Raw genomic sequence first — 20,817 nt, 5'->3', positions numbered from 1 at the left:
AATCTTTCATCAATCTAACATTTTCATAACAAGTATAGACTTGATTCGCTGAAGTCGTAATGCTAGCGGTAGGAGAAAATTATACACGATCAACTCATAATTATTGCTGATGAGTAAAAAATTAAAAGCCTTGGTGACTAGGCTAGGTGAAGAGCTCATTCGCGCATTAATGATAAATATATGTGCTATATTAGAGCTAATGGACTATTAATGTTCCATAAAGGGAGTTATAAATGACTCATATGAAATTAAAGAGTTTAGATACTCCTGATGAACTGCATAAATTACCCAAAACAAAAATTGAAGTTAGGAATTTTGAAGAGGATACAGTTATGCGTGTCACTTTTCAGCCAGGAAAGGATCTGAATGTCTCAAGCTAAAAGTTGGAACCAAAAGTTGTGAAGCATCTCATGTTAATTACATTATCTGTGCGCGAATCGCAATGGATATTGGCGAACAAAAAAGAAATGGGCACCGGCGTTATTTCTGTTATTCCGTTTGGGCATGATGCATGGGTAATTGGTAAGGAGCCTTGTACTGCGATTGACTTCAGCGCGGGCAAAATGTATGGAAAAGCTTATATTCATAATATTCACTAAATAAATCTGAAGTTTTCATAGCAGGGAGCAGTATAATGAACAATACACGAATTGATTTTAATAAATTTCCTGGTGCAATTCAGGCAATATTTGGTCTGGAAAAGTATGTGAATAGCAGTGGCTTGGAAAAATCTCTTCTTGAGCTGGTTAAGCTGCGTGCGTCACAAATTAATGGCTGTTCTTATTGCGTTGACATGCATACTGCGGACGCAAAAAAAGAAGGTGAGTCAGATCGCCGTCTCCATGCTGTAGTCGTATGGAGAGAAACTCCTTTTTTTACTCCTCGTGAACGAGCAGCTTTGGCTTGGACTGAAGCGGTTACTTTATTATCAGAGACCCATGCTCCTGATGAACTGTATAATGAACTCCTCACATGCTTCAATGAAAAGGAAGTCATTGATCTTACTATGGCTATTATCACGATTAATAGTTGGAATCGTATGGCAGTGAGTTTTCGCAAATCTCCAAGCTAAAAATCGCAGAATACTAGTTAATTCCTAATCCAATGGCTAAGAAAACGCTGTTTCAAGGGTTTACACCGGAGCAAAAGTAGTTAGGGATGGTCGAAAATAACTTCTTTATTCATTCTTAAAATAATAAAACAAAAAAATCACAAAGAAATAAATAAACAGGGGTTTAATAAAAAAATTAAATATCACAATTAACTGTAAAAACACGCTGTTTGAATTCCATAATATGTGAACTAGTTTTACAGTACCCAGCGCTTGATAGGGCTCTATATGTAACAACAACGTAACATGCTTAATAATAAAAAAACCGAGTAGGGTGCACAAAAAAGCAATTATATGCCTCACCGAATATAGAACATCAAACCTTTTCATTATGTTTTGCTTTAAAAGAGAAAACTAATTTTTAAAGGATATATTATTTTCCAATAACTTGCGTACTCATTATATTTTCGAAAATAAATTTTTTATTTTTTAGCGTGTATTTATGTTTTGTTTGCTATTATAGGCTCATATGGGTATTGACTCTTACAGCCTTTTATTCATTGATACCCAGCTCTTTGTAAGTAGGTTTTTTAGATGTTGATATCAATGCCTCCTGTGAGGCCATATTTGCTTTTCACTTGTGTGCCATAGTAGCTTTGTTTTAGTGGAATATTCACCCCAAAATAACAGGAAATGATGTGCATATTGACTCTTAACCCGGGTAATAAAAAAATACTATGTCCGCCGCTATTCTGATCTGTAACACCGGCAATATCATCCTTTGCAATATACTCACCATTAAACTCTATGATGCCATCAATGTGAAATTTACTCTGTTCATTTAGTTCTAAAACGGCCGCAAAATTATAATCAAGTACGGATCCTAGCGTTGTTTCCTGCGTTCCTTGGGTGCTTTGGGTATAAATTAAATTCGAACTTAATGAAAACCTCTTAAATTGTTTGGAAATAATAATTCCTGCAAATGGAGTCCAAGCACCACTTCCAGGCTGATCTGATGCGGAAAATAGAATGCCGTTGTTATCTCTTGTTGTGGTTTTACCTGTGGGGGCATTAACTCCAGAGATCAATGCTAATGAAACAGGATGCTTGGTCTCGTCAACCAATCGCCACAGAGAAAAGAAATTCGTGTCGCTTAATCCATAACTGTTTCCTAAAAGAGTTATGTGACCAACTTGTGTTTCTTCATCAAAGCTTGCAGCAGTGAAGGAAGAGTTAAGTACATACGGAAGGCTTGCTCCAATGGTTATATTGTTTCTAAGTCCATAATATACGCTAAGGTAATTAGTTAGTGCGAACTTTTGGTTTTCGGCTGAAGGATGTTCTAGCAGCGCCTGATCAGAAAGTAGGGTATTGGGGTAGTATTCTGCGCGGTGGCTAATGCCTATTTCGTCTTTATCCAGAGTATCGGCGGTTGAGGTAGTTATTGGGGTGCCCAGCCCTATGGAGTAACTGATTGATTTTTGTGGGAAAGTAGCAGCATAAAGATTTAAAAAAAAGCAGCAATATAAACAGATTATTCGTTTTAGAATTATTTTCATTTCGTGAGTTTTTTAAATTTTATTGTAACTTAGCTATTGGGTAATACCCAATAGCTAATCTATATGATAAAAATAATTAGGTGAAAAGTAGTAATTTTGGGTGGAGGTTCTGGCTGTCAAGCTAAGAGTATTCAGTGCTTCATTTTACTCAATTCGCAAGTAACTCTGTCATCCCGGCATATCTGGATCTGGGCAAGATATCTCCATCATGAAATATCTCCACTGTTTCTCAATCTACGTGTGCTTAATCAATAGAGCGGTCGAGTTTAGGTTCGTCAAGTTCTTGACCTTTCATTCTTTGTAGTTCTTCTTTAAGATTAGATTGTTGATCAACACGGAGTAATTCTTTGAGCTCCGTATTATTATACATATGAAATCCAATAAACGGCGCGCGAAGTATCCGCAGTAGAACATTCAGGATATTCTGCGGGGGATTTACTTTTAATACGTCCTTACTTACCTTATGAACAAAATGATCAGCTGCTTGTTTATATGCATTTAATATAGCAGTTTCTGAAACTTGACCATTTTTCGAAATGTCTCTTGCCTTTTCCAATTGCTCTACTAATTCTTTTACGGCATTAAGCGGTTCTTGTAGCTTGGGGGGGAGTTGATTAGAATCTAAATTATTCTCCTTAAGGTATTTCTTATTGTGATTCTCTAGTTCTGCTAAACCGTTTATAGCCAGTTGGTAAAAATTTTCTGTATTCAGTTTAAGATCATTTATAGATAGTGTTGTTTCCAATTCGGCTTTTTCACCACTAATTTGTCTTTTTAGCGCATGGGTGACTGCGCGCAATTCTTTAATACCTTCTTCCCCTTGAAGTGCACTAGTTCCAATAGTATAAGCTGTAATCCCAAAATGTTTTTTGAAGTTCTGAATTTCTTGATCAGATATTTTCCACGGTAATTGTTTATCTAATTGAGTAAATGCAATAATAATCGGGGCTTGCTGATCAATCTTACGGATCTCTTGAGCATAATATGCAGCCCGCTTAAATGATTCCCTATCAGATGGATCGATACAGAGAATATTGATATCTGATCTTTTTAAGGATCCAGATAGTATGCCTTGTATAAAACTTTTGTTAGGTCCCATCTCGTATCTAAATCGCTCGCCTCCCGGAAGAACAGTAATTTCAAAATCCAGTTCAGATTTGAATCTTGAAAACTCCATAGCATTAGAAGGGTAATACCCTGGAGAGTATTTTTTACCTTCGAGTGCCATACGAAGTCGTGTTTTACCAGATCCCGTGTCTCCCAAAAGTAAAATACTCAGAGGTCGACTTACGTTTTTATCAAAGGGTTCGTTAGACATGATACGTTTTTCGTTTCATTATGGTTAATAATAGTATAACCCAAATGAGTCAAAAAAAAGCAGATTGGATTTTAAATGTCAGTTAAACCAGGTATTATCATGCATAATAAAGGATTGCTATATTATTTAAATTCGTTCCAAAAAGACAAAATAAAACTCAAAATGACTACTAAATGACGAAGTTTTCAAGTCGACACGGGTCATGAGGTCAACATTTGTACAGAGGAATGTTCGGGGTATGAAAGTTAATTAGAGGTTTTAATACTTAACTAATTATTTAACAAATTTTTCGATTTGATTGATTGAAAATTAACTAATTAATAATTTATCTTTCTCATTTTCTTATGATATAGTTGCCAATTTTTGCAGCGTGAGAACAATAATAATGCCTTCACATCAATTAGCTCTATTATGTCAACAAATTGAAAAGCAAAAAACTGATCACTTTGGTAAGTTTTATATGTATGTGAGCTTGTTAAATACGTTGACTGCTCGAAATAAAACTTTCGCTGACGGTTTACCTAAATATGCTACGGGTTCGATGTTTTGGAGAAAAAATCATTTGGACATTGGAGAAATACCTATCGGATTCACTCAACAACTCGATTCGTACGCGCGTGAATTTATTAATTCACAACCTCACTGGTCGAAAACTCTGCATAATATTGTGATGGCATATATTCGTAGGGGGAAAATCACTGACCTTGCTTATATTATTGATCAAATGCTCTCTCATCTAATGTCGATACATGGCCAGCAAAGCCACAATCAAGATATTTATGAATACATCAGTTTTGAAAAGAAAAAAAAAGGATTAATTGATTTTATTCAACAAGTTTCCACTTTTAATCGTCAATTACTATCTGTAGCTGATGATGGTAGCAATACCGCATTATCCCTATTGGCGGTTACTACAGGATTTGTCCTGGTTTTAGCTTCTATCGCCTCTATTATACCTCTAATTATTGGTTTACCGCTCGTACTGGGAGGTGCGTATGGAGTCTATCATTTTGCGACTAAAGGAATAGCTCAAGCAGAGCAATTGGAAACTCAAATGCAGCAGGTATTTGATACTATGGGGCCACTGCAAGGTAGTTTATTAGGTGATAAAAATTCAGTTTCCTTTTATGCTGCAGCAGTTAAGCCTTTACCTTATGCAGTAGTTACTGCAGGAGAGCAATTAATGTTTAATCAGTCTCAACAGAAAACATTAAAAGAGTATCGTGAAACCCTGGATAGGGTATTTATTCCTTTTTCCATTTAAATAGGTGCTTCATTAATAACTTGCTTGCAAAAGCAAGCAAGTTATTAATGAACTAAGGTAGCTGAGCTATAGTTTCTGGTTCATTTTCTTTAGAATCTTCATCTTTTATACTCCTGAAAAAAAGTATCGCGTACAAAACGATGACCCGATTGAGTTATTGTACTTCCTAAAAAGCTAGTGCCTACTGAAGTTCCTTATAGCAATTGACGTTTCGATTAGACTCATTGGATTGGTTAATAAATCGATACCCAATTTAAATATGATGAAAAAGTCTCGATTTTTTAAATTTACATCTTTCATTTTTGCGACTTAACTATAAATGCTAAATTCAGAACTACAAAGGCGGATTAATAAAAATACATTCCTATTTCATAAGATTGACTCACTTGAGCGAATTGTTTTTACTATATAAAAGTTGGGGATCAGGTGTTTTTTTGTAAGATGTTTTATATTCCTTTTGGCGTGTATTTTATTGCTTGAATTAGGTATGATAGCCCTATTACTAAAATAAATAATGAGTCAATGATGAAAAAATTAGTTTTTATTATAGCATTACTTCCACTGAATGCATTTGCTGTTGATCCCGTCAATTCAAACTTATATGTAAATAATGATTGTAAAAGCATACAGGATCCAGCGGAGAAAAAAGATTGCTTTAATATTGAAAAGAAAAATGAAGCGGACGAAAATTTTAGAAATTTCCAAGAAAATAATCCTGCCCCATATCAAGAAGAGTTCTAAGCAAAAGGCATTAGAATAGAAGTAGTGCATTCAGTTGAACAATGTCCTCATCGATTTTCTGGGCTATATATTAAAGCGCTGCACTACTTACTTATGTTTTTTCCCAACGCTCAGATCAAATATTTGAGATTTCATTTGGCATGTATAAACTCTTTCTTGTTTAAGAATCAGGCAAAAATCAAAATTTTACTACCTTAATCCCTATTTTATTGCTACAAGATTATAAATATTTTCTCAAAAAAACCTGTAAAAGAGCAATTAATGAGCTATATGTATATATTATGGTCATTTGTATGTGATTTAAGGAGAGACATAATGAAAGTGATAATTGCATCTTCAGCATTAATCATGTCATTAAGTTTGGTTGGTTGTAATACAATGAATGAAGCTAGTCAATACAGCAACCAAACTGTAGGTGCCGGTGTAAAATATGGTGCTAACGTGGTAGGTAAAGGTGTAGGTTATGTTGCCGATACTGGTGCAGCTGTAGGGCAGGGAGTGGGTAAGGTAGTTGATACTGGAGTCGGAGTAGTGTCAGGCCATCCGACTTCTCATCACAAAGTAAAAAATTATCAGTAAACGTATTGCTTGTTTGGCTATATGTTAAAAAGGTCATAAGTTCCTGTGTGGCTCTTCGTTAAATTTGATTCAAGAAGAGCCTGTAACAGAATAATGGACTTATAAGCTATGAGATAAGCTTTTTCGTGCAATTTCCTCTAAGGTATTTGTACCTCTAATTTGAGCTACGATACATTGAATAAGAGGGTCTTTAAAGCCCAAGGGAATATCTTTATGAACTTTCAAAATCCTATGGGTGTACGGAGTTCTGTAGTAGGTATTTAACTGGTCTAATTCTTCGGAATCTACTATCCTTTCCGCATCATGAATAGTTAACAAACGTTCATCTTTTCCTATTAAGCCTAATGCCCTGGCTCTCTCGTTCATTCTGTCAAAGTCTTTCATAAGTATCCCATCGGAAAGCACTACTTCAAGAGACCATACTCTTTTTTTGAAACAAGGATTTTCTATATCATCAACATGCACACTTTCATTCGAAGGTGTAAATTTTCCTAGTACGCGACCTGGACTCCTTACTTGAATTATTTTCATGACATCTTCAGAAACTTTGAATGCCCAATTATCATCTTTTCTAGCGCCAACAATAACAGTTACTTCATTATTCTGGGCTGTAGTCTCCTTTATAGGATAATATTTTTCTCCTTCTTCCAATTTCTTAATTATCATTTTTGTGTAATTATCAAACATTTCTTCATTTAAAAATAAATGCTTTTGAGGAATTGTATACACTTTAGGTAGTCCTGTTACCCAGATAAACCCTCGACATGGAATGATGGATATCCCTCCAGCATAAGGCTTTGCAGTGTATTTGCAGGGGGAAGTAGAAAAAAAATATTTACTGTCATTGTCTACCAGATAGCTGACGAGATCATGATTTGCTGTTTTTTTTCTTTGTACTGAAGAAAAACCGAGATAATCAGTAGTCATTGCCTCATAAACCTCTTTAGTTCCTTCCGTCCCTCTAAAAAGTAAGTCGCTTGATGAGGGGAGGCTCTGATGTAATTGCTCAGCTCCCAAATTTATTTCTCTGGATGAGAGCGAAGCATATTTCACATCCAGCTTATCCCAAAAAAATTTATGGGTTGCCTCCGTTAAAGAGGCCAATACTTTATTATTAAAAAGTGGTCTGCTTATTTGTGTTACTTTTGTTCGCACACCAATACCTCCATACAAAAGACAATTAATCGACACCAAATTCAATTAATGGCCTTGGTGATTGAAAATGGATCATATCAAATAAATTTTATTTTGTTGAATAGAAAAAGAGTTTTTTAAGTATTTGTTTTGAGCAGCTTACAAGAAGAATGGTTCTTTAAGACGGCTGTGCGGTATTTTTTAGACAGATAGCCCACCCTTTTATAAATGAATGAGCTAACTGGGGAATTAAAGCATTACTCAGCTTTTGAATCAGCGGAGTACTGCTCTGTAAAATTATAAGGGGCCACAAGTCGGAATTTTGGGTTCATCTTTTGATGTTGTTTCTGGTTTCTTATCTCCAAGAGCATAGAGACTATATGGATTAAGCAAGGTGAGCGCTTTAGTATTGAAACGTGATTTCCCTGCTAAATTACCGAGTTTTAATCCATCTAAGTATTTTTTAAATACAGGGTAATTTGTTTCCTGTTGTGTATCTATTATTGGAAATACAATATGTTGAAAGTGTTTGGCTCGTTTTTCAATTTCTTCACGGAATATTTCCGCAACGATCTCTGGCTTATTTTTAAAACTTCCACATCCCCAGGCTCCCAGTATCGCATCAGTTTGTCCTTTAAGTATTAATGTATCCAGCAGAGCACTTATACGGTGTCTTAAGTCACCGGTATATTGACCTGCAAAATCTTTATTTTCCAGGTCAATTTCTTTACCAACAAGCTCAGGGGCAGAGGCTCTGATTTCATAAAAAGGAAATATTTTTTCTTTTGAGAGCAAGGGATAGCTCAATACATTGTCGGCAATAAATTGTATTTTTGATGTGAACTCATCCGAATACGTTGGAACTAAAATTTCCGGTCCTCTAAAGAAAATCTGCGGGTGCTCATCCATAAACACTTTATAGGCTTCAGGAATTTTTATTCCACGTCGTACACTTAATGAGTGTAATTCATCAGGACTCATTTTTACCTGACCACTCAAGAGTCTCCTGGTATGGTCATCATAAAGAAAACATTTTCGTTCCTCATCATAATAAATGCCTTTTGACAGTAATGAGCGGGCACAAGATGAGCGATGCCACATATTTTCTTCCTGAGCACTTCCTCCTTCAAGAGCAGCCCCTCCAGGAAATAAAGAATTAGCCATATTAAGAACAGGATATACTTTTCCATGTTTTTTAGTCAATTCCAACGCGGTGACGCCAAAATCCTGCTGAACCACTTCTACTTTTTTTGGGGGATCTACTTTTTCTTTTTTCCACGACTTTAAATTATTAAATGCGTGCGATTGCAATGTATCAAACATTTCTGGGTCTGTAATATGTTCTAATGTGAGCCCCATGCTTTTATGCCGCCAACGATCGCCAGAAAGAGTACCCCATAATAAGCTAGGTTTGTGGGAGAGATGAACGTCCTTGATTTTTGAAAAATGGCGGGGCTTAGCGCTGTGACGTAATTCTCTTAGTGCTCTCATATGTAACTCCCTTATATTTGGTCTCATGCAGATATTTACGAAACGGATCCTGAAATTTTGGTATAAATTCACCAGCAATGATCCATATTTTGCATTATTGTTCTTTTTATACCATTGCCGTTATCTCATATATTGCTCTATCTGGTCAATAAAATCTTTGATTGTATTAGGAGTGGCGAGAAAATAAGGAATGTTGTTCTTTGTGTTTAAAATATTTCGCAAAGTAGGGGCTGTTTCCAGCCCCTAACGTTATTATGTTTTAAAAGTCCCAATAAATTTCTTGAATGCATCACCATGTATAATAATATCCATGGTGATGGGGATATTTATGATATTTATAATACTTATATGGATATTTGTGCTTATATTTATATTTATGGTGGTGGTATTTAATGGGATGACCATTATAGTACCAGTGATGATGCTTATAGTACTTATGCTTATAATGTCCATGATGATAGCCATTATGTGCCAAAGCTATCGAATTTATACTCATGAATAATCCTATTAAGAACATATTGAGTATCTTAATCATAAAAAACTCCTTTTTAATGATTCGTGTGTTAATTTTAGCTTAGATTTAAATCAAGTGATAAAAAAATAAACAACATGTTGCTCCCTGCTGGGATTCATTCTAGCTTTTTAGTGTAAAAGATACTTTTATTCGCGTTATAACCAGTACTAAAGGAGCATTTTTATAAAATAGAATTTGGACTAAAATATATAAAATGATTATATGAACTTTGGGGCTACTTCTAATTTTAAAGTACCTCTGCTGAGTTAAGTAATAGAAAAGGCTCCAATTTTCTTAAAGGGAAATTATTTTGAAAAAAAATTGTTCCTGTTTTCAGTTTATTCCAGTGTTGTTCTTTTCCTTTTTTTGCTTGAATGGGTGGTCTTCTCAAAGACTGCCGCTCTTAAGCGATTTTATGCGAATTAAGACTGTCAGTGAGCCTGATATATCGCGAGATGGAAACTGGGTAGTTTATACAGTAGAAGAAAATATTAGCAAAATAGATGCAGTAAGTAATCTATGGGTAGTCTCCTACGATGGTAACATATCAAAGCAACTTACGAATGATAAGAAAAATAGCAGTTTTTTACCCAAATGGAGTCCTAATGGTCAATGGATTGCTTTTTTATTGGACAATGATGAGGCGATAAGTCTTCACTTATTAAACAGAAAAAGCGGACAAATTATTAAATTAACTAATAGTATGTATGATGTTAGTGATTTTGCCTGGTCCCCCGATTCCCAAAATATCGCTTTTATCGCCAGTGAAGCAAATGATAAGGATTCCAAAAATAAACCCATAGTCATCACAAGATATTTTTTTAAAAAGGATACAGAGGGGTATCTTGGCGAAAAAAGAACGCATCTTTATCGCATAGTGCTCCAAAACAAACAAATTGAGTTATTGACTCCGGGGCCCTATGACGAATGGGCTCCAGCCTGGTCCCCTAATGGAGATTACATTGCATTTATTTCTAAAAGAGGGGTTGATCCTGATAGAAATTACAATTCTGATGTGTATGCGATAAGTAACAAACCTGGAAGTAAGCCGATCCAATTGACCCGTTTTCCAGGAGGTGCAATGGATCCGGATTGGGAGTCTACTCCCGCATGGAGCCATAATAACGCACAAATAGCTTATCTAAGCTTTAATAATAAGTCACCTATCTATGCTCCCACTCAATTAGCGGTTGTTGGCTTGACCAATCATAAGGAGCAGATTATTGCCCCTATAGATCGCTGGTTTACGAAACCTAAATGGTCTGAAGATGGTAAAAAAATATATGCACTGATTGAGACGAGCAGAAATACCCATCTTAGTGAAGTTGATGTCGCTAGCGGTATGGTCAGACCATTAACTAAAGGTGAACGAGTTGATAGTGAATTTTCAATAGGTCAGGAACGAATAGTAGTTGTTTCCTCTGATGATCAACACCCACCAGAATTATTTGCAGTAGAAAATACCTTAAGGCCATTGACACACCATAATCAAAAACTTTTAGATGAAGTGATTTTTCGTCCCTTAGAAGACATTGAATTTAAAAGTTTTGATGGAACTTTAATTGAAGGATTATTACTCAAACCTGCACATTATAAACTTGGAAAGCAATATCCAGCATTTTTAAATTTACATGGAGGGCCTGTTTATCAATCCAGTCATGAGTTTAATTTTGATTGGCAGTGGCTCGCAGCAGAGGGATATACCATTATTGCTCCTAACCCGCGAGGAAGCTCTGGAAAAGGATATGAGTTTTCCAATGCCATTAACGCGGACTGGGGAAACCTTGATGTCAAAGATGCCCTTGCCTCTGTGGATTATGTAATCAAGAAAGGTATTGTTGATCCCAATCAATTGGCTGTAGGAGGTTGGAGTTATGGTGGTATGCTGACTAATTACATTATTGCAAGCACACAACGTTTTAAGGCTGCGATTAGTGGAGCTGGAACAGGTAGCATTTTGGGAAACTATGGTGAGGATCAATATATTTTAGATTATGAGACTGAGTTGGGAAAACCTTGGTTAAACACTGAAATTTACCTGAAGCTTAGTTACCCATTAATGAAGGCGAATAAGATTAATACGCCTACTTTATTTATGTGTGCCAGTTTGGATTTTAACATGCCATGCATTGGTTCTGAACAGTTATATCAGGCCTTAAAATCACTGAATATACCTACACAATTGATCATTTATCCCGAGCAATACCATACGCTTGATAGACCAGATTTTCAAATAGACCGCTTGCAACGATTTAAAGATTGGATGGATTTATATCTTAAAAGACTAATTAATAAATAACTCCAGGCAATTGTAGTTTATATTATAAACCTATTGCTAATGAAATGCTGGTAGAAGATTTAGGGCCCCAAGAAATCAAAGGGAAAGAAGGAAAAATCAAGCTTTATAGAGTACTTGGAAAAAAGCATGAAGCGTGATTTCCTAAAAACGTGGCAGTTTTGGTAGCTAAGGAAACAATAGCAAGGATTTTGAACCTTTTTTACTACTAAACTCGTTGGCAAAGGGACTGGCTTGGGTTTGTCCATTTCATACAGTATTGTTCAAGAACATCATGGAACAATTTCGATTAAAAGTGTCAAAGGAAAAAGAAGTGAGTTTATTATTACTCTGACAATCAAATAGTCACTAGAATTGGTTTACAAGCTATATTTTTCACTAAACTATTTCCCAAAATATTTATTATAAAGAGTTAAATATGTTCCATCAGCTTCTATTTGCAGCAAAGCTTTATTAATTTTATCTATTATAGGAGCGTTCTTTTTAAGCGCAATTATTCCATATCCATTTCCTGTTATAATAGGTTTTCCAACAAGTTGAAAACCATCTATGGTTTTGTTGAGTAATAGATATTTGGCTACATTTTCATTCATTAAAGCGGCATCAACATCATGATTGATTACAGCTTGTATTAATGAGGTAACTTGAGAATATGTTTTAATATTTTCTTTGGACGTATAATTAGGGAGAATATTATATTGGAACGAAGTGACTTGAAGTGCACCAATTTTTTTGTCTTTAATATCCTCTATTGAATTGATATCCGAACCTTTTAATGCGACAAATTGTCCTTTACTGGTTATATAGGGCAGGCTGAATACATAGTCTTCTGATTCAGTCGAGACAATAGGGCTTGGTAATGTAGTAATGTCTATAACACCATCATTTAAATCTTTGAACTGTGAGTTTAAATCTGTTCCTTTAAAGGTACAAGTTGCATTAATGCGTTTACATATTTCATTAACCAGGTCGATACTGAAACCGAAAAAGTGATTGTCCGTATCCGCTGATGAAAAAGGGGGGGCGAAGTTTAAAACACCTACAACAAGTTTATCGCAGTAGGCGAAGAGACTGTTGAACAAGAGGGCTATAAAAACAATATGCCTGATAAGCTTCATGCCATTTATCCATCCTTTGTATATTCAAACTCTAGTTTGTTAGAAACGGGTTGTCAATTAGCATTGTTTTTTTATATTCATGTAAGCAAAGAACTGAACCAAATCATCGAGATCATTGTCAGATAAAGATTGTTTATCTGAGCCACTCATACGTCCTCGTGGACGCGAGCGGACTGATTTAGGATCGCGAATAAATTTTTTTAATTGGGTTATGTTCGGATAATAATCTAACGGATTTTTCGGACAATTCAAATCCGGACCAATTTTACTTTTCCCAATGTGATTTATCATGTGACATCCTTCACAATGACTAATGTAAATTTTATAACCATTAGCAATAGCGGAGTTTGTTGTTTGGGGGGGGGCGAGAACATGTTGATAATTGAGTTTTCGAATAATTTTTATAGTAGTGATGCTCCATGCCCAATATTCATTTGATATATAAGAGCGCTCCGGATAAAGCCAAATAATTTCATAAGGCCCGGCAGTAAGGCCTGTATTATTATCAATTATTGGCCATTTAGATACAGGCTCTATAGCCAACATTGCGATAGATGCATTTTTACTGCAATCCATGATTTTAACTGCCGGTACGTAGACATGAAAATTATCTTTCGCTATGAGCTCGATGATATCGTGTTGTCTAATTTGAAAAGGGGCGAGCAGTTTGCATAAAGGGATCACTTTATGGGGCATAATTTTGTTTGGATAGGCTCGATCATTGTTAATTGTTACTTGGGTCAGATAGGGATGAGACAACAACTCCGGGTTGGTTAGAGTGAATGATTGTTTCGGAGTAATAATCTGGAGTGAGGTATTTGATGATTCGGTTCTGGAAAAAGCAGTTTCCCATATTATGCAGATACTGACCAATAAAAAAATATATTTCAGTCCTTTCACTTTAACTCCTGGCTTTTAAAGTTGTATTTATTTAAATACAACCAATTTACTGTTACATAGATATAAGAATTTTTCCAGAAAAAATAAAACAGGAGTGTTCCAACTTATTTATTGTTATTTCTTTAAAGGTTATCAAAGCCGATTTAAAAACTTATAAATCGAGTCTGGTATCTTGATTTTTCCACTCATACTCATCATAGTGCGGAGTCGACTTTTGATGGGGTTTACGAAGAACTTATAATTAATACATTCTTAGCAAGGAGTACGAAAATGGGCTACAAATTTTGCTTAAGTTCTGCGTTTCTATTGAGCGTGCCATCACTCTTATTTGCAGATGATACCCTTATTTTTGCTGTTGATATCATTCGGCATGGAGACAGAACACCTATTGTTCCACTTTCAGCTGTAAATTATCATTGGCAGGAGGGGAATGGCCAGTTAACCGCTGAGGGAATGCGGCAAGAATATAAAATGGGCATGGAGTTCCGTAAAAAATACATTGAACAGGCGCATTTATTGGCTGAACATTACGAACAGGGGACAATGTATGTACGTTCTACAGATTATGAGCGTACTCTTATGAGTGCTGAGTCATTGTTAATGGGACTATATCCGCCTGGTACAGGACCAAATACTTCAGGGTCGTCTCTACCGGCATTACCCCATGCTTTTCAACCCATCCCTATTTTTAGCGCGCCATCTAAACATGATGAGGTGATTATTCAACAAGTAAGCGCTGCAGAACGGGCAAAATTAATGGAACAGTATGTATATTCAACTAAAGAATGGCAAGAAAAAAATAATGCACTCAAGGACAAGTATCCTCTTTGGAGTGCCTTGACAGGTGTTCAAATTAAGAGTTTAGTTGATCTTGAATTACTTGGTGATGCTTTATACATTCATCAAATACATAAAGCACCGATGCCAGTTGGAATGGAAACCCAAGATGTGGAAACAATTATCAGTGCCAGTAATTGGGCTTTTATGGCGCAAGAAAGACCACATCCTGTAGCAACGGCTTATAGCACCAAGCTCATGACAAATATTGCTCATTATCTCAATAGTGGTAGTCAAAAAAAATCCAAGCTTAAATATGTTTTGCTATCGGCACATGATACGACTATAGCTAGTGCGCTGAGCTTTTTGGGCGCTCCTTTGGAGATACCACCACCTTATGCGTCAAATCTAAATTTCTCGCTTTATGAGCGTGATGCAAATTATTATCTGGTAAAAATCACTTACAATGGAAATCCTGTTTCAGTTCCGGCATGTGGTGGGGTTACCTGTGAGTTGCAGCAATTTATAAAACTGGTGAATAGTTCCAGAAATCAGGAAATTTTTGCTCACTCTGGTGCAAACCTGCGAGCTGAAGTGATCAATAACTCATCTGAGCATGGGGATACTGTTATTTAATCCATTTAAGCAAGAGTTTATCACTCCCCTGAAACCAGTAAATCCATAGGACTCTCCACTCCCTCCATAAGTCTGGATTTACGTTCGGTTTTTGGTGTTTCATTTTTATAATTTTGTTTCAGTGCTTCTGTCAAAGTGGAGGTGTCCGTTAATGCATTTTGAAAGCGCCTTTTATCGTGCTTTTCCAATTTAGCAGCCAGGTTTGCGGTTTATCCAATCATTGTATATCCAAGTCGGTCAGCCTTACCGAGGTCTCCAAAAACAACTTTGCCTGCAGCAGCTGGACAAATGGCAGGATTTTGTATCTTACGTTTATTTATGTTGGTGATTCAATCTTTGGATTTTTATAAATACCGTTCTTTTATATGTGCAAAATAGTAGTCGGGATTCAATGTTTCACCAGTTGCCATATGTAATAGTTCAGAATAAGGTAATAAGCTTCCTTTTTGATGAATATTTTCCCTTAACCAAAGTAACAAAGGTTTAAATTCACCTTGCTTCAACTGCTCTTTAATATTAGGAATTGATTTTTTTACTGCCGAGAATAATTGGGCAGCGATTAATGCTCCAAAGGTATAGGCAGGAAAGTATCCAAAAACTCCTGATGGCCAATGCACATCTTGCATCACTCCATTTTTATCATCACCTTTTGTTGATAAGCCTAAATATTTTTGCATGGATGAATCCCAGATTTCGGGTAAGTCAGCAATACTAATCTCGGAGGAAAAAAGCTTCTGCTCTATTTCGTAACGGAGTATCACATGTAAAGGATAAGTTACTTCGTCGGCATCAACACGAATTAATCCGGGCTGGACTTTGGTGGAGTGATAAAAAATATTTTCTTCAGTTATATTTTCTACATCTTTGAAATATTTTTGGGCAATAGGGGCCAGAAAATGGAGGTATTCCAGACTTCTGCAAATCTGCATTTCAATAAATAAGGACTGGCTCTCATGAACGGTCATGCCTAAGGAATGACCCACCGGTTGTGTACTCCATTCTTTTGATAAGCCTTGTTCATACAAGGCATGACCAGTTTCATGGGTGATTGCCATTAAGGAAGATAAAAATTCATGTTCGTTGTAACGTGTTGTAATGCGTACATCACTTGAAATGCCGCCACAGAAGGGGTGATGGCTCTCATCCAGCCGGCCATGATTAAAATCAAAACCCAGACGCGTCATTATTTCCATACCCAGTTGTTTTTGCATTTCTACAGGAAACACTCCTGTAATTTTTTTTGTTTGCCGTGTTTTTTGCTTTTCAATAATCCTGGGGATCAAACTTGGTAATTCATCTTTTAAAGAATTAAAAATTGGAGTAATCGTCTTGCAATCTAAATCGGGAGAGTACTCATCAATTAAAACATCCAGAGGGGACTTACCAAATGCTTGTGATTTAATCTCCGCAATTGTTTTTACTTTCTGGAATAATTTTTCCAGGTAAGGCTTAAACGATTTCCAATCATTTTTTGCGCGTAATTCTCGCCATACCTGACCACAAATTAAAGATTCATTAGTAAATTCTTCAACTAAATTTACGGGAATACAAGTTGCCTGCAGATATTTTTTCTCCATCCAGTACAAATTTTTTCGCTGCCATAATGATAAGCCTGCACTATCTTTTGCTTTGTTTAGCAAGTCGCCTACTTTTTTATTGGTCAACCAATCATGTTGGACTGCACTTAATGTAGCCAAAGCGTCTGCGCGCGCTTTGCCTCCGCCAACTGGCATCATAGATGCCTCATCCCAGGAAACAATTGCTGCTAAATTTTCAAAATCATAATATTTTTTAAAATGCTGTTCTAATTGTTTGTATGTGTTCATGAATGGCTCTCATTGTTGTGTTTTGCATGGCGCAATTTTAAATATATATCCTTATTCATATCAATTAAAATAAATTTATGCTTTGATTGATTTTGCTCTCATTTCTACAAGATTGGCCAAACTGTTCTGATTTTCTGCGCTCTATGCTTTCATGCTGCATGTATGCAGCGTCGGTAATCGAAAAATCAGACCATTATGACTCAAGCTAGCAAAATAGAAACAAACCTAATAAATAAAGGGAATTATTTTGTTCTTAACCTTTGCTTTGTACTTTGCATATTCCGGATATTTTTCACTTAATAGCATTTCCTCTTTTTTTGTTTTGAAATGAAAAAAAATGATCAATCCAAGTGATGCGAGAAAAGAGAACGGCGAGCCCCAAAAGATTGACCAGCCAATAGCAAGGGTGACTAATCCTGTATAAATAGGGTGGCGAACAACTCTATAAATTCCTGAGGTAATTAACTGAGCGTTTTTTATCGGAGTGACAACTGGTGTAAACGCAGTTCCTAATTGCTTCACCGCAATTATAAAAATCAAAAATCCAATAACGAGCAATAAAAAACCAACAGTTTGTAATACGAAACTATGGAGTCGCGCAATAGGTGTAAGCACGAGGATTGCTAAACTAATGCCTGCTTGTACGGCTACAAATTTATCCAGATATTTTTTGATCATGGTGATTTAATTCAGAGCGTAAATTTAAAAATATACCAGTAGATTATAGAGCCTTCCTCTAACATCAACTTCTTTAAATTTATAGTTTAAAAGGATAGTTGGGTCAAAGTAAGTCATGAACTATTTCAAAATTTTTATTCTAAAAATCAATGCATTGTATGTTTTATCATAATCAAAAGGGGCATTTTAAAAATGATGAAAAAACAAATTAAATTGTACAGTTGCTCTACCAAAATTTGTAAATTAACTGTAAACTTGCTCCTTGAAAAGACATAGTCGAAACAAAACAGACTCTTTTCGAGAGGTACTTTATTATTGGATTTTAATTAATTTTAATTTTTAAGGAGCAATTGATTATGCCTCAAACACCACCAGGCTCACCTAAAGTTGAAAGAAAAACTGAAGAAGAAAAAAGCTTATCAAGTTCGCAGGAAAGCGTGGAAGAACGCCTGGAAGATGATTCTCAACATAGCGAAGAAGAGTCTTCTCAATACAGTGAAGAAGAGTCTTCTCAATCCAGTGAAGAGGAGGCTGCAGAACAGCAAGCCGCACAAGAACAACAAAGCCCACAATCCCCAAGAAATCCCAATACATTATTCGGTTTTGCTCCTAGAGTTCAACGGATGGTTCTTTTTGTTTGTCCACAAGGACATATGCATATGTTACCCGCAGAGATGCTGCCTATTCTTGAACTTGCATCACTCCTAAACGCTATAGGTGCTTTAGATGATGAAAACGAGTTGAAAGAGACTGTTGGTCAAGAGGCTCAAGCTGAAGAAAAGCAAGAAGAATCAGTTGATCAGAAAGAAGAAGTTAGTGAATCAAAAAATGAAGAGTCCGATGAAGAGTCAGACGAAGAATATAACGAATCAGTTCGCTGCTATCAAATGTAATATCTGATTCCGCAGCCTTGGCTGCGGAATCACTTAAGCCTAATCTGACTATATACTATCTCTAAACTTTTCTTATTCTCCAGAATATCCACGATTGCTAATCGATATTAACTTCCTATAATATCGTCGCACCTAAAAAAGCGATTTGAAATTTAAAAAGGAATAATAATGCGTGGTATAAAATGGATGTTAATTGGATTTTTTACTTCTGTTTCAATGGCCCGTGCCAATTTACCTTATTTTCCTCTCGATTTTTCCAGAGATGAAGCAGCCCATTATCAAAATGTACCTTATTCATTTGATCACCTCATTGAATGGTGGTATTTCAATGGCAAGCTGGTGACTGATGAGGGAAGGAATTTGAGTTTTGATGTTGCTTTGTTTAATTCGGCGATTAATGTAAAAGGGCGTGTTTATACGCAACCCATGCTGCATATGCAGCTTGCTGATTTGGACAACAAAATAGGCTATGGGGTTGCTAAAGACTATTTCCTTAATGAAGGTAAATTTGCTACGGATATATTAAACATTACCTTAAAAAATGATTACAGCTTACAAAAGAAGGTTCGGCAAGGAAAAGAGGTTTATTTGTTGAAAGCTGAGGGTCGCCAAAATGATACGGTTTTAAAATTCAATTTAATTTTGGAACCCAATTCGCCGTTTTTTTTGATCAATGAACATGGACTACTGCCAATGGCTGATGGCACCAACTCCTATTATTATTCCATACCCCATTTTAAAACAACGGGTACTCTTAAACTCAATGACAAGACTTATCAAATTAACCATAACCCCGGTGATTCTTGGATGGATCATCAGTGGGGAGATTTCAATCTTGATGCGAATGGTTGGGAATGGTTGGGGGTCCGCCTGAATAATGGAATGGTCGCTAATATTTTCCTCATTTTTAATTTTAACAGTAACAATGTAATCGGTGGTTTAGCCAATATAATTCTTCCTTCTGGAGAAAAACGATTTATTTCTTATCAGGAGATAGATGTGATTCGTGAGAATTATTGGCTTGATCCGGACTTATCAATTCTTTATCCCACGACATATCGGATTAATATACCCAGTATCGGCCTGTCATTTACTAATATTGCAGCTTTTTCTGAGCAGGAAAAGCATGGTTATTGGGAAGGATATTGCGAGATCTCTGGGAGCTACAATCAACAAGAGGTTTCAGGTTTTTCTTATACAGAAATTGTTTACCAGAACCCAGCTTTATCTTTTTTTCCAGACAGAGAGGATTTTAGAATGAATAAATTGACTGATTAAATCTCAATGATTCGTTTTCAAATCAGTACTAGCACGATATTAAAGTGAGAATAAATGAGACTATTAATAAAGATGATTAAAAAACTTCTTTTTTTTCCATTCATAATAATAATTTTCTTCATAGCCATTTCAGTGAATGGCGCATCTGAGTCTAAAAAAATTAAGTTAGAGATTAATAAATTGGCTGAAATCGATAAAATAGGAACCCAAGTAAGCTCTACTCAATTGCCTGAGCCTTACAATAAGTTATTAACTCAACCTTTAATGACAAAAAGTATCGAAAAATATTATGCGCGTAACGCTATTATAAAAACAATATGCACAAATAAAGATCAATTGAGTAATACTTATAGACGTTCCATCATCATGTTTGTTGATAGGAACAAAACACGAAATAAACCGAATGTTGCGCAAACAAAAAATGAAGTGATGGCGGTTGAACTTGCCTTTATCAAGATGAACTTTAATGAACTCCCAAAGAGCGTTATAGAAGAAGTACTACATACGAATACTCCTTATGGCAAACTGTTACTCAAGCATCATATGCAAGTAATTACTCAAGACCGAAATTATTATAAGATCAGGTGCGACAGCAAGTTGAAGTCTTTAATTCATTGCAATTTAAACAATTTTATTTACGGACGTACCAATACCATTATTAGAGCAGATAATAAAAAATGGTTAGCACATGTTGTGGAGATTTTACCGAATCCTAGTACAGCAACGTCACAAAAATAGGGCAAAAAAAATGTTAAATAACGTTT

At 35.8% G+C, this 20,817-nt stretch carries 20 protein-coding genes; 12 read left to right on the top strand and 8 right to left on the bottom strand.

Translation table 11 applies throughout. The features are described 5' to 3' along the window. Nucleotides 1-233 precede the first annotated feature (233 nt). The 3 genes from Lpar_RS18940 to Lpar_RS15580 are packed head-to-tail and all read left to right on the top strand — an operon-like array spanning nt 234 to nt 1,072. A complete protein-coding gene (locus tag Lpar_RS18940; RefSeq protein ID WP_156416216.1) occupies nt 234-380 on the top strand; it encodes a cupin domain-containing protein in 147 nt (48 codons plus the stop codon). Nucleotides 381-410: 30 nt separating this feature from the next. Beyond that, on the top strand, nt 411-599 hold the full coding sequence (locus Lpar_RS18635; protein WP_058518788.1) for a cupin domain-containing protein: 189 nt from the start codon (nt 411-413) through the stop codon (nt 597-599). A gap of 35 nt (nt 600-634) precedes the next feature. Next, nucleotides 635-1,072: a carboxymuconolactone decarboxylase family protein gene (locus Lpar_RS15580; RefSeq protein WP_058518787.1), complete on the top strand. Its 438-nt coding sequence runs from the start codon at nt 635-637 to the stop codon at nt 1,070-1,072. A gap of 569 nt (nt 1,073-1,641) precedes the next feature. Here the strand turns inward: Lpar_RS15580 and Lpar_RS15575 are convergent. Next, complete coding sequence (locus Lpar_RS15575; RefSeq protein ID WP_058518786.1) at nt 1,642-2,610, bottom strand: hypothetical protein; 969 nt, start codon at nt 2,608-2,610, stop codon at nt 1,642-1,644. 244 nt (nt 2,611-2,854) lie between these two features. Then, complete coding sequence (locus Lpar_RS15570; protein ID WP_058518785.1) at nt 2,855-3,928, bottom strand: P-loop NTPase family protein; 1,074 nt, start codon at nt 3,926-3,928, stop codon at nt 2,855-2,857. A 385-nt stretch (nt 3,929-4,313) separates the two neighbouring features. Between Lpar_RS15570 and Lpar_RS15565 the strand changes: the two genes are divergently transcribed. From Lpar_RS15565 to Lpar_RS15555, 3 genes are all read left to right on the top strand, one after another. Next, the gene (locus Lpar_RS15565; RefSeq protein WP_058518784.1) at nt 4,314-5,192 is read left to right on the top strand and encodes a hypothetical protein; all 879 of its coding nucleotides are present in this window, start codon (nt 4,314-4,316) and stop codon (nt 5,190-5,192) included. A 522-nt stretch (nt 5,193-5,714) separates the two neighbouring features. Further along, on the top strand, nt 5,715-5,933 hold the full coding sequence (locus Lpar_RS15560) for a hypothetical protein (protein WP_237759429.1): 219 nt from the start codon (nt 5,715-5,717) through the stop codon (nt 5,931-5,933). Nucleotides 5,934-6,248: 315 nt separating this feature from the next. Continuing rightward, nucleotides 6,249-6,512: a hypothetical protein gene (locus Lpar_RS15555; RefSeq protein WP_082650405.1), complete on the top strand. Its 264-nt coding sequence runs from the start codon at nt 6,249-6,251 to the stop codon at nt 6,510-6,512. 99 nt (nt 6,513-6,611) lie between these two features. Here Lpar_RS15555 and Lpar_RS15550 read toward each other — a convergent pair whose 3' ends face one another. Both Lpar_RS15550 and Lpar_RS15545 read right to left on the bottom strand, forming a co-directional pair. Further along, nucleotides 6,612-7,667, bottom strand: a complete 1,056-nt coding sequence (locus tag Lpar_RS15550; protein WP_237759428.1) for a hypothetical protein — start codon at nt 7,665-7,667, stop codon at nt 6,612-6,614. A gap of 276 nt (nt 7,668-7,943) precedes the next feature. Then, the gene (locus tag Lpar_RS15545) at nt 7,944-9,137 is read right to left on the bottom strand and encodes a poly(ADP-ribose) glycohydrolase domain-containing protein (RefSeq protein WP_058518782.1); all 1,194 of its coding nucleotides are present in this window, start codon (nt 9,135-9,137) and stop codon (nt 7,944-7,946) included. Between the two features lie 929 nt (nt 9,138-10,066). Here Lpar_RS15545 and Lpar_RS15540 point away from each other — a divergent pair. Together Lpar_RS15540 and Lpar_RS19620 are read left to right on the top strand one after the other, a co-directional pair. Beyond that, the gene (locus Lpar_RS15540; protein WP_115341225.1) at nt 10,067-11,950 is read left to right on the top strand and encodes a S9 family peptidase; all 1,884 of its coding nucleotides are present in this window, start codon (nt 10,067-10,069) and stop codon (nt 11,948-11,950) included. A gap of 231 nt (nt 11,951-12,181) precedes the next feature. Continuing rightward, a complete protein-coding gene (locus Lpar_RS19620; protein ID WP_172465763.1) occupies nt 12,182-12,292 on the top strand; it encodes a hypothetical protein in 111 nt (36 codons plus the stop codon). A 38-nt stretch (nt 12,293-12,330) separates the two neighbouring features. Here the strand turns inward: Lpar_RS19620 and Lpar_RS15535 are convergent, their stop codons facing one another. Both Lpar_RS15535 and Lpar_RS15530 read right to left on the bottom strand, forming a co-directional pair. After that, nucleotides 12,331-13,065, bottom strand: coding sequence for a transporter substrate-binding domain-containing protein (locus tag Lpar_RS15535; RefSeq protein ID WP_058518781.1), 735 nt, complete (start codon nt 13,063-13,065; stop codon nt 12,331-12,333). A 57-nt stretch (nt 13,066-13,122) separates the two neighbouring features. Then, nucleotides 13,123-13,965: a c-type cytochrome gene (locus tag Lpar_RS15530; protein WP_058518780.1), complete on the bottom strand. Its 843-nt coding sequence runs from the start codon at nt 13,963-13,965 to the stop codon at nt 13,123-13,125. A 270-nt stretch (nt 13,966-14,235) separates the two neighbouring features. Here Lpar_RS15530 and Lpar_RS15525 point away from each other — a divergent pair, with 270 nt between their 5' ends. Further along, on the top strand, nt 14,236-15,378 hold the full coding sequence (locus Lpar_RS15525; protein WP_237759427.1) for a histidine phosphatase family protein: 1,143 nt from the start codon (nt 14,236-14,238) through the stop codon (nt 15,376-15,378). A 344-nt stretch (nt 15,379-15,722) separates the two neighbouring features. Here Lpar_RS15525 and Lpar_RS15520 read toward each other — a convergent pair whose 3' ends face one another. Both Lpar_RS15520 and Lpar_RS15515 read right to left on the bottom strand, forming a co-directional pair. Continuing rightward, complete coding sequence (locus Lpar_RS15520) at nt 15,723-17,204, bottom strand: carboxypeptidase M32 (protein WP_058518779.1); 1,482 nt, start codon at nt 17,202-17,204, stop codon at nt 15,723-15,725. 225 nt (nt 17,205-17,429) lie between these two features. Further along, on the bottom strand, nt 17,430-17,882 hold the full coding sequence (locus Lpar_RS15515; protein WP_058518778.1) for a methyltransferase family protein: 453 nt from the start codon (nt 17,880-17,882) through the stop codon (nt 17,430-17,432). Between the two features lie 356 nt (nt 17,883-18,238). On the opposite strand from Lpar_RS15515, the gene Lpar_RS15510 reads away from it, so the two are divergent. The 3 genes from Lpar_RS15510 to Lpar_RS15500 all read left to right on the top strand — a co-directional run bounded on the left by Lpar_RS15510 (nt 18,239) and on the right by Lpar_RS15500 (nt 20,791). Next, nucleotides 18,239-18,775 (top strand): hypothetical protein, encoded by a 537-nt coding sequence (locus Lpar_RS15510; RefSeq protein WP_058518777.1) that lies wholly within the window; start codon nt 18,239-18,241, stop codon nt 18,773-18,775. A gap of 168 nt (nt 18,776-18,943) precedes the next feature. Next, nucleotides 18,944-20,053, top strand: coding sequence for a lipocalin-like domain-containing protein (locus tag Lpar_RS15505; RefSeq protein ID WP_058518776.1), 1,110 nt, complete (start codon nt 18,944-18,946; stop codon nt 20,051-20,053). A 54-nt stretch (nt 20,054-20,107) separates the two neighbouring features. After that, on the top strand, nt 20,108-20,791 hold the full coding sequence (locus Lpar_RS15500; RefSeq protein WP_058518775.1) for a hypothetical protein: 684 nt from the start codon (nt 20,108-20,110) through the stop codon (nt 20,789-20,791). Nucleotides 20,792-20,817 lie beyond the last annotated feature (26 nt).

The organism is Legionella parisiensis (genome assembly GCF_001467945.1).
Lineage (GTDB): Bacteria > Pseudomonadota > Gammaproteobacteria > Legionellales > Legionellaceae > Legionella > Legionella parisiensis.
This window is presented reverse-complemented; position numbering and strand designations above follow the sequence as displayed.

Bases quoted from the DNA above. Each gene is read 5' to 3' on its own strand.
- Lpar_RS18940 (WP_156416216.1), top strand. From the start codon at position 234: ATGACTCATATGAAATTAAAGAGTTTAGATACTCCTGATGAACTGCAT.
- Lpar_RS18635 (WP_058518788.1), top strand. From the start codon at position 411: ATGTTAATTACATTATCTGTGCGCGAATCGCAATGGATATTGGCGAAC.
- Lpar_RS15580 (WP_058518787.1), top strand. From the start codon at position 635: ATGAACAATACACGAATTGATTTTAATAAATTTCCTGGTGCAATTCAG.
- Lpar_RS15575 (WP_058518786.1), bottom strand. From the start codon at position 2,610: ATGAAAATAATTCTAAAACGAATAATCTGTTTATATTGCTGCTTTTTT.
- Lpar_RS15570 (WP_058518785.1), bottom strand. From the start codon at position 3,928: ATGTCTAACGAACCCTTTGATAAAAACGTAAGTCGACCTCTGAGTATT.
- Lpar_RS15565 (WP_058518784.1), top strand. From the start codon at position 4,314: ATGCCTTCACATCAATTAGCTCTATTATGTCAACAAATTGAAAAGCAA.
- Lpar_RS15560 (WP_237759429.1), top strand. From the start codon at position 5,715: ATGATGAAAAAATTAGTTTTTATTATAGCATTACTTCCACTGAATGCA.
- Lpar_RS15555 (WP_082650405.1), top strand. From the start codon at position 6,249: ATGAAAGTGATAATTGCATCTTCAGCATTAATCATGTCATTAAGTTTG.
- Lpar_RS15545 (WP_058518782.1), bottom strand. From the start codon at position 9,137: ATGAGAGCACTAAGAGAATTACGTCACAGCGCTAAGCCCCGCCATTTT.
- Lpar_RS15540 (WP_115341225.1), top strand. From the start codon at position 10,067: ATGCGAATTAAGACTGTCAGTGAGCCTGATATATCGCGAGATGGAAAC.
- Lpar_RS15535 (WP_058518781.1), bottom strand. From the start codon at position 13,065: ATGAAGCTTATCAGGCATATTGTTTTTATAGCCCTCTTGTTCAACAGT.
- Lpar_RS15525 (WP_237759427.1), top strand. From the start codon at position 14,236: ATGGGCTACAAATTTTGCTTAAGTTCTGCGTTTCTATTGAGCGTGCCA.
- Lpar_RS15520 (WP_058518779.1), bottom strand. From the start codon at position 17,204: ATGAACACATACAAACAATTAGAACAGCATTTTAAAAAATATTATGAT.
- Lpar_RS15515 (WP_058518778.1), bottom strand. From the start codon at position 17,882: ATGATCAAAAAATATCTGGATAAATTTGTAGCCGTACAAGCAGGCATT.
- Lpar_RS15510 (WP_058518777.1), top strand. From the start codon at position 18,239: ATGCCTCAAACACCACCAGGCTCACCTAAAGTTGAAAGAAAAACTGAA.
- Lpar_RS15505 (WP_058518776.1), top strand. From the start codon at position 18,944: ATGCGTGGTATAAAATGGATGTTAATTGGATTTTTTACTTCTGTTTCA.
- Lpar_RS15500 (WP_058518775.1), top strand. From the start codon at position 20,108: ATGAGACTATTAATAAAGATGATTAAAAAACTTCTTTTTTTTCCATTC.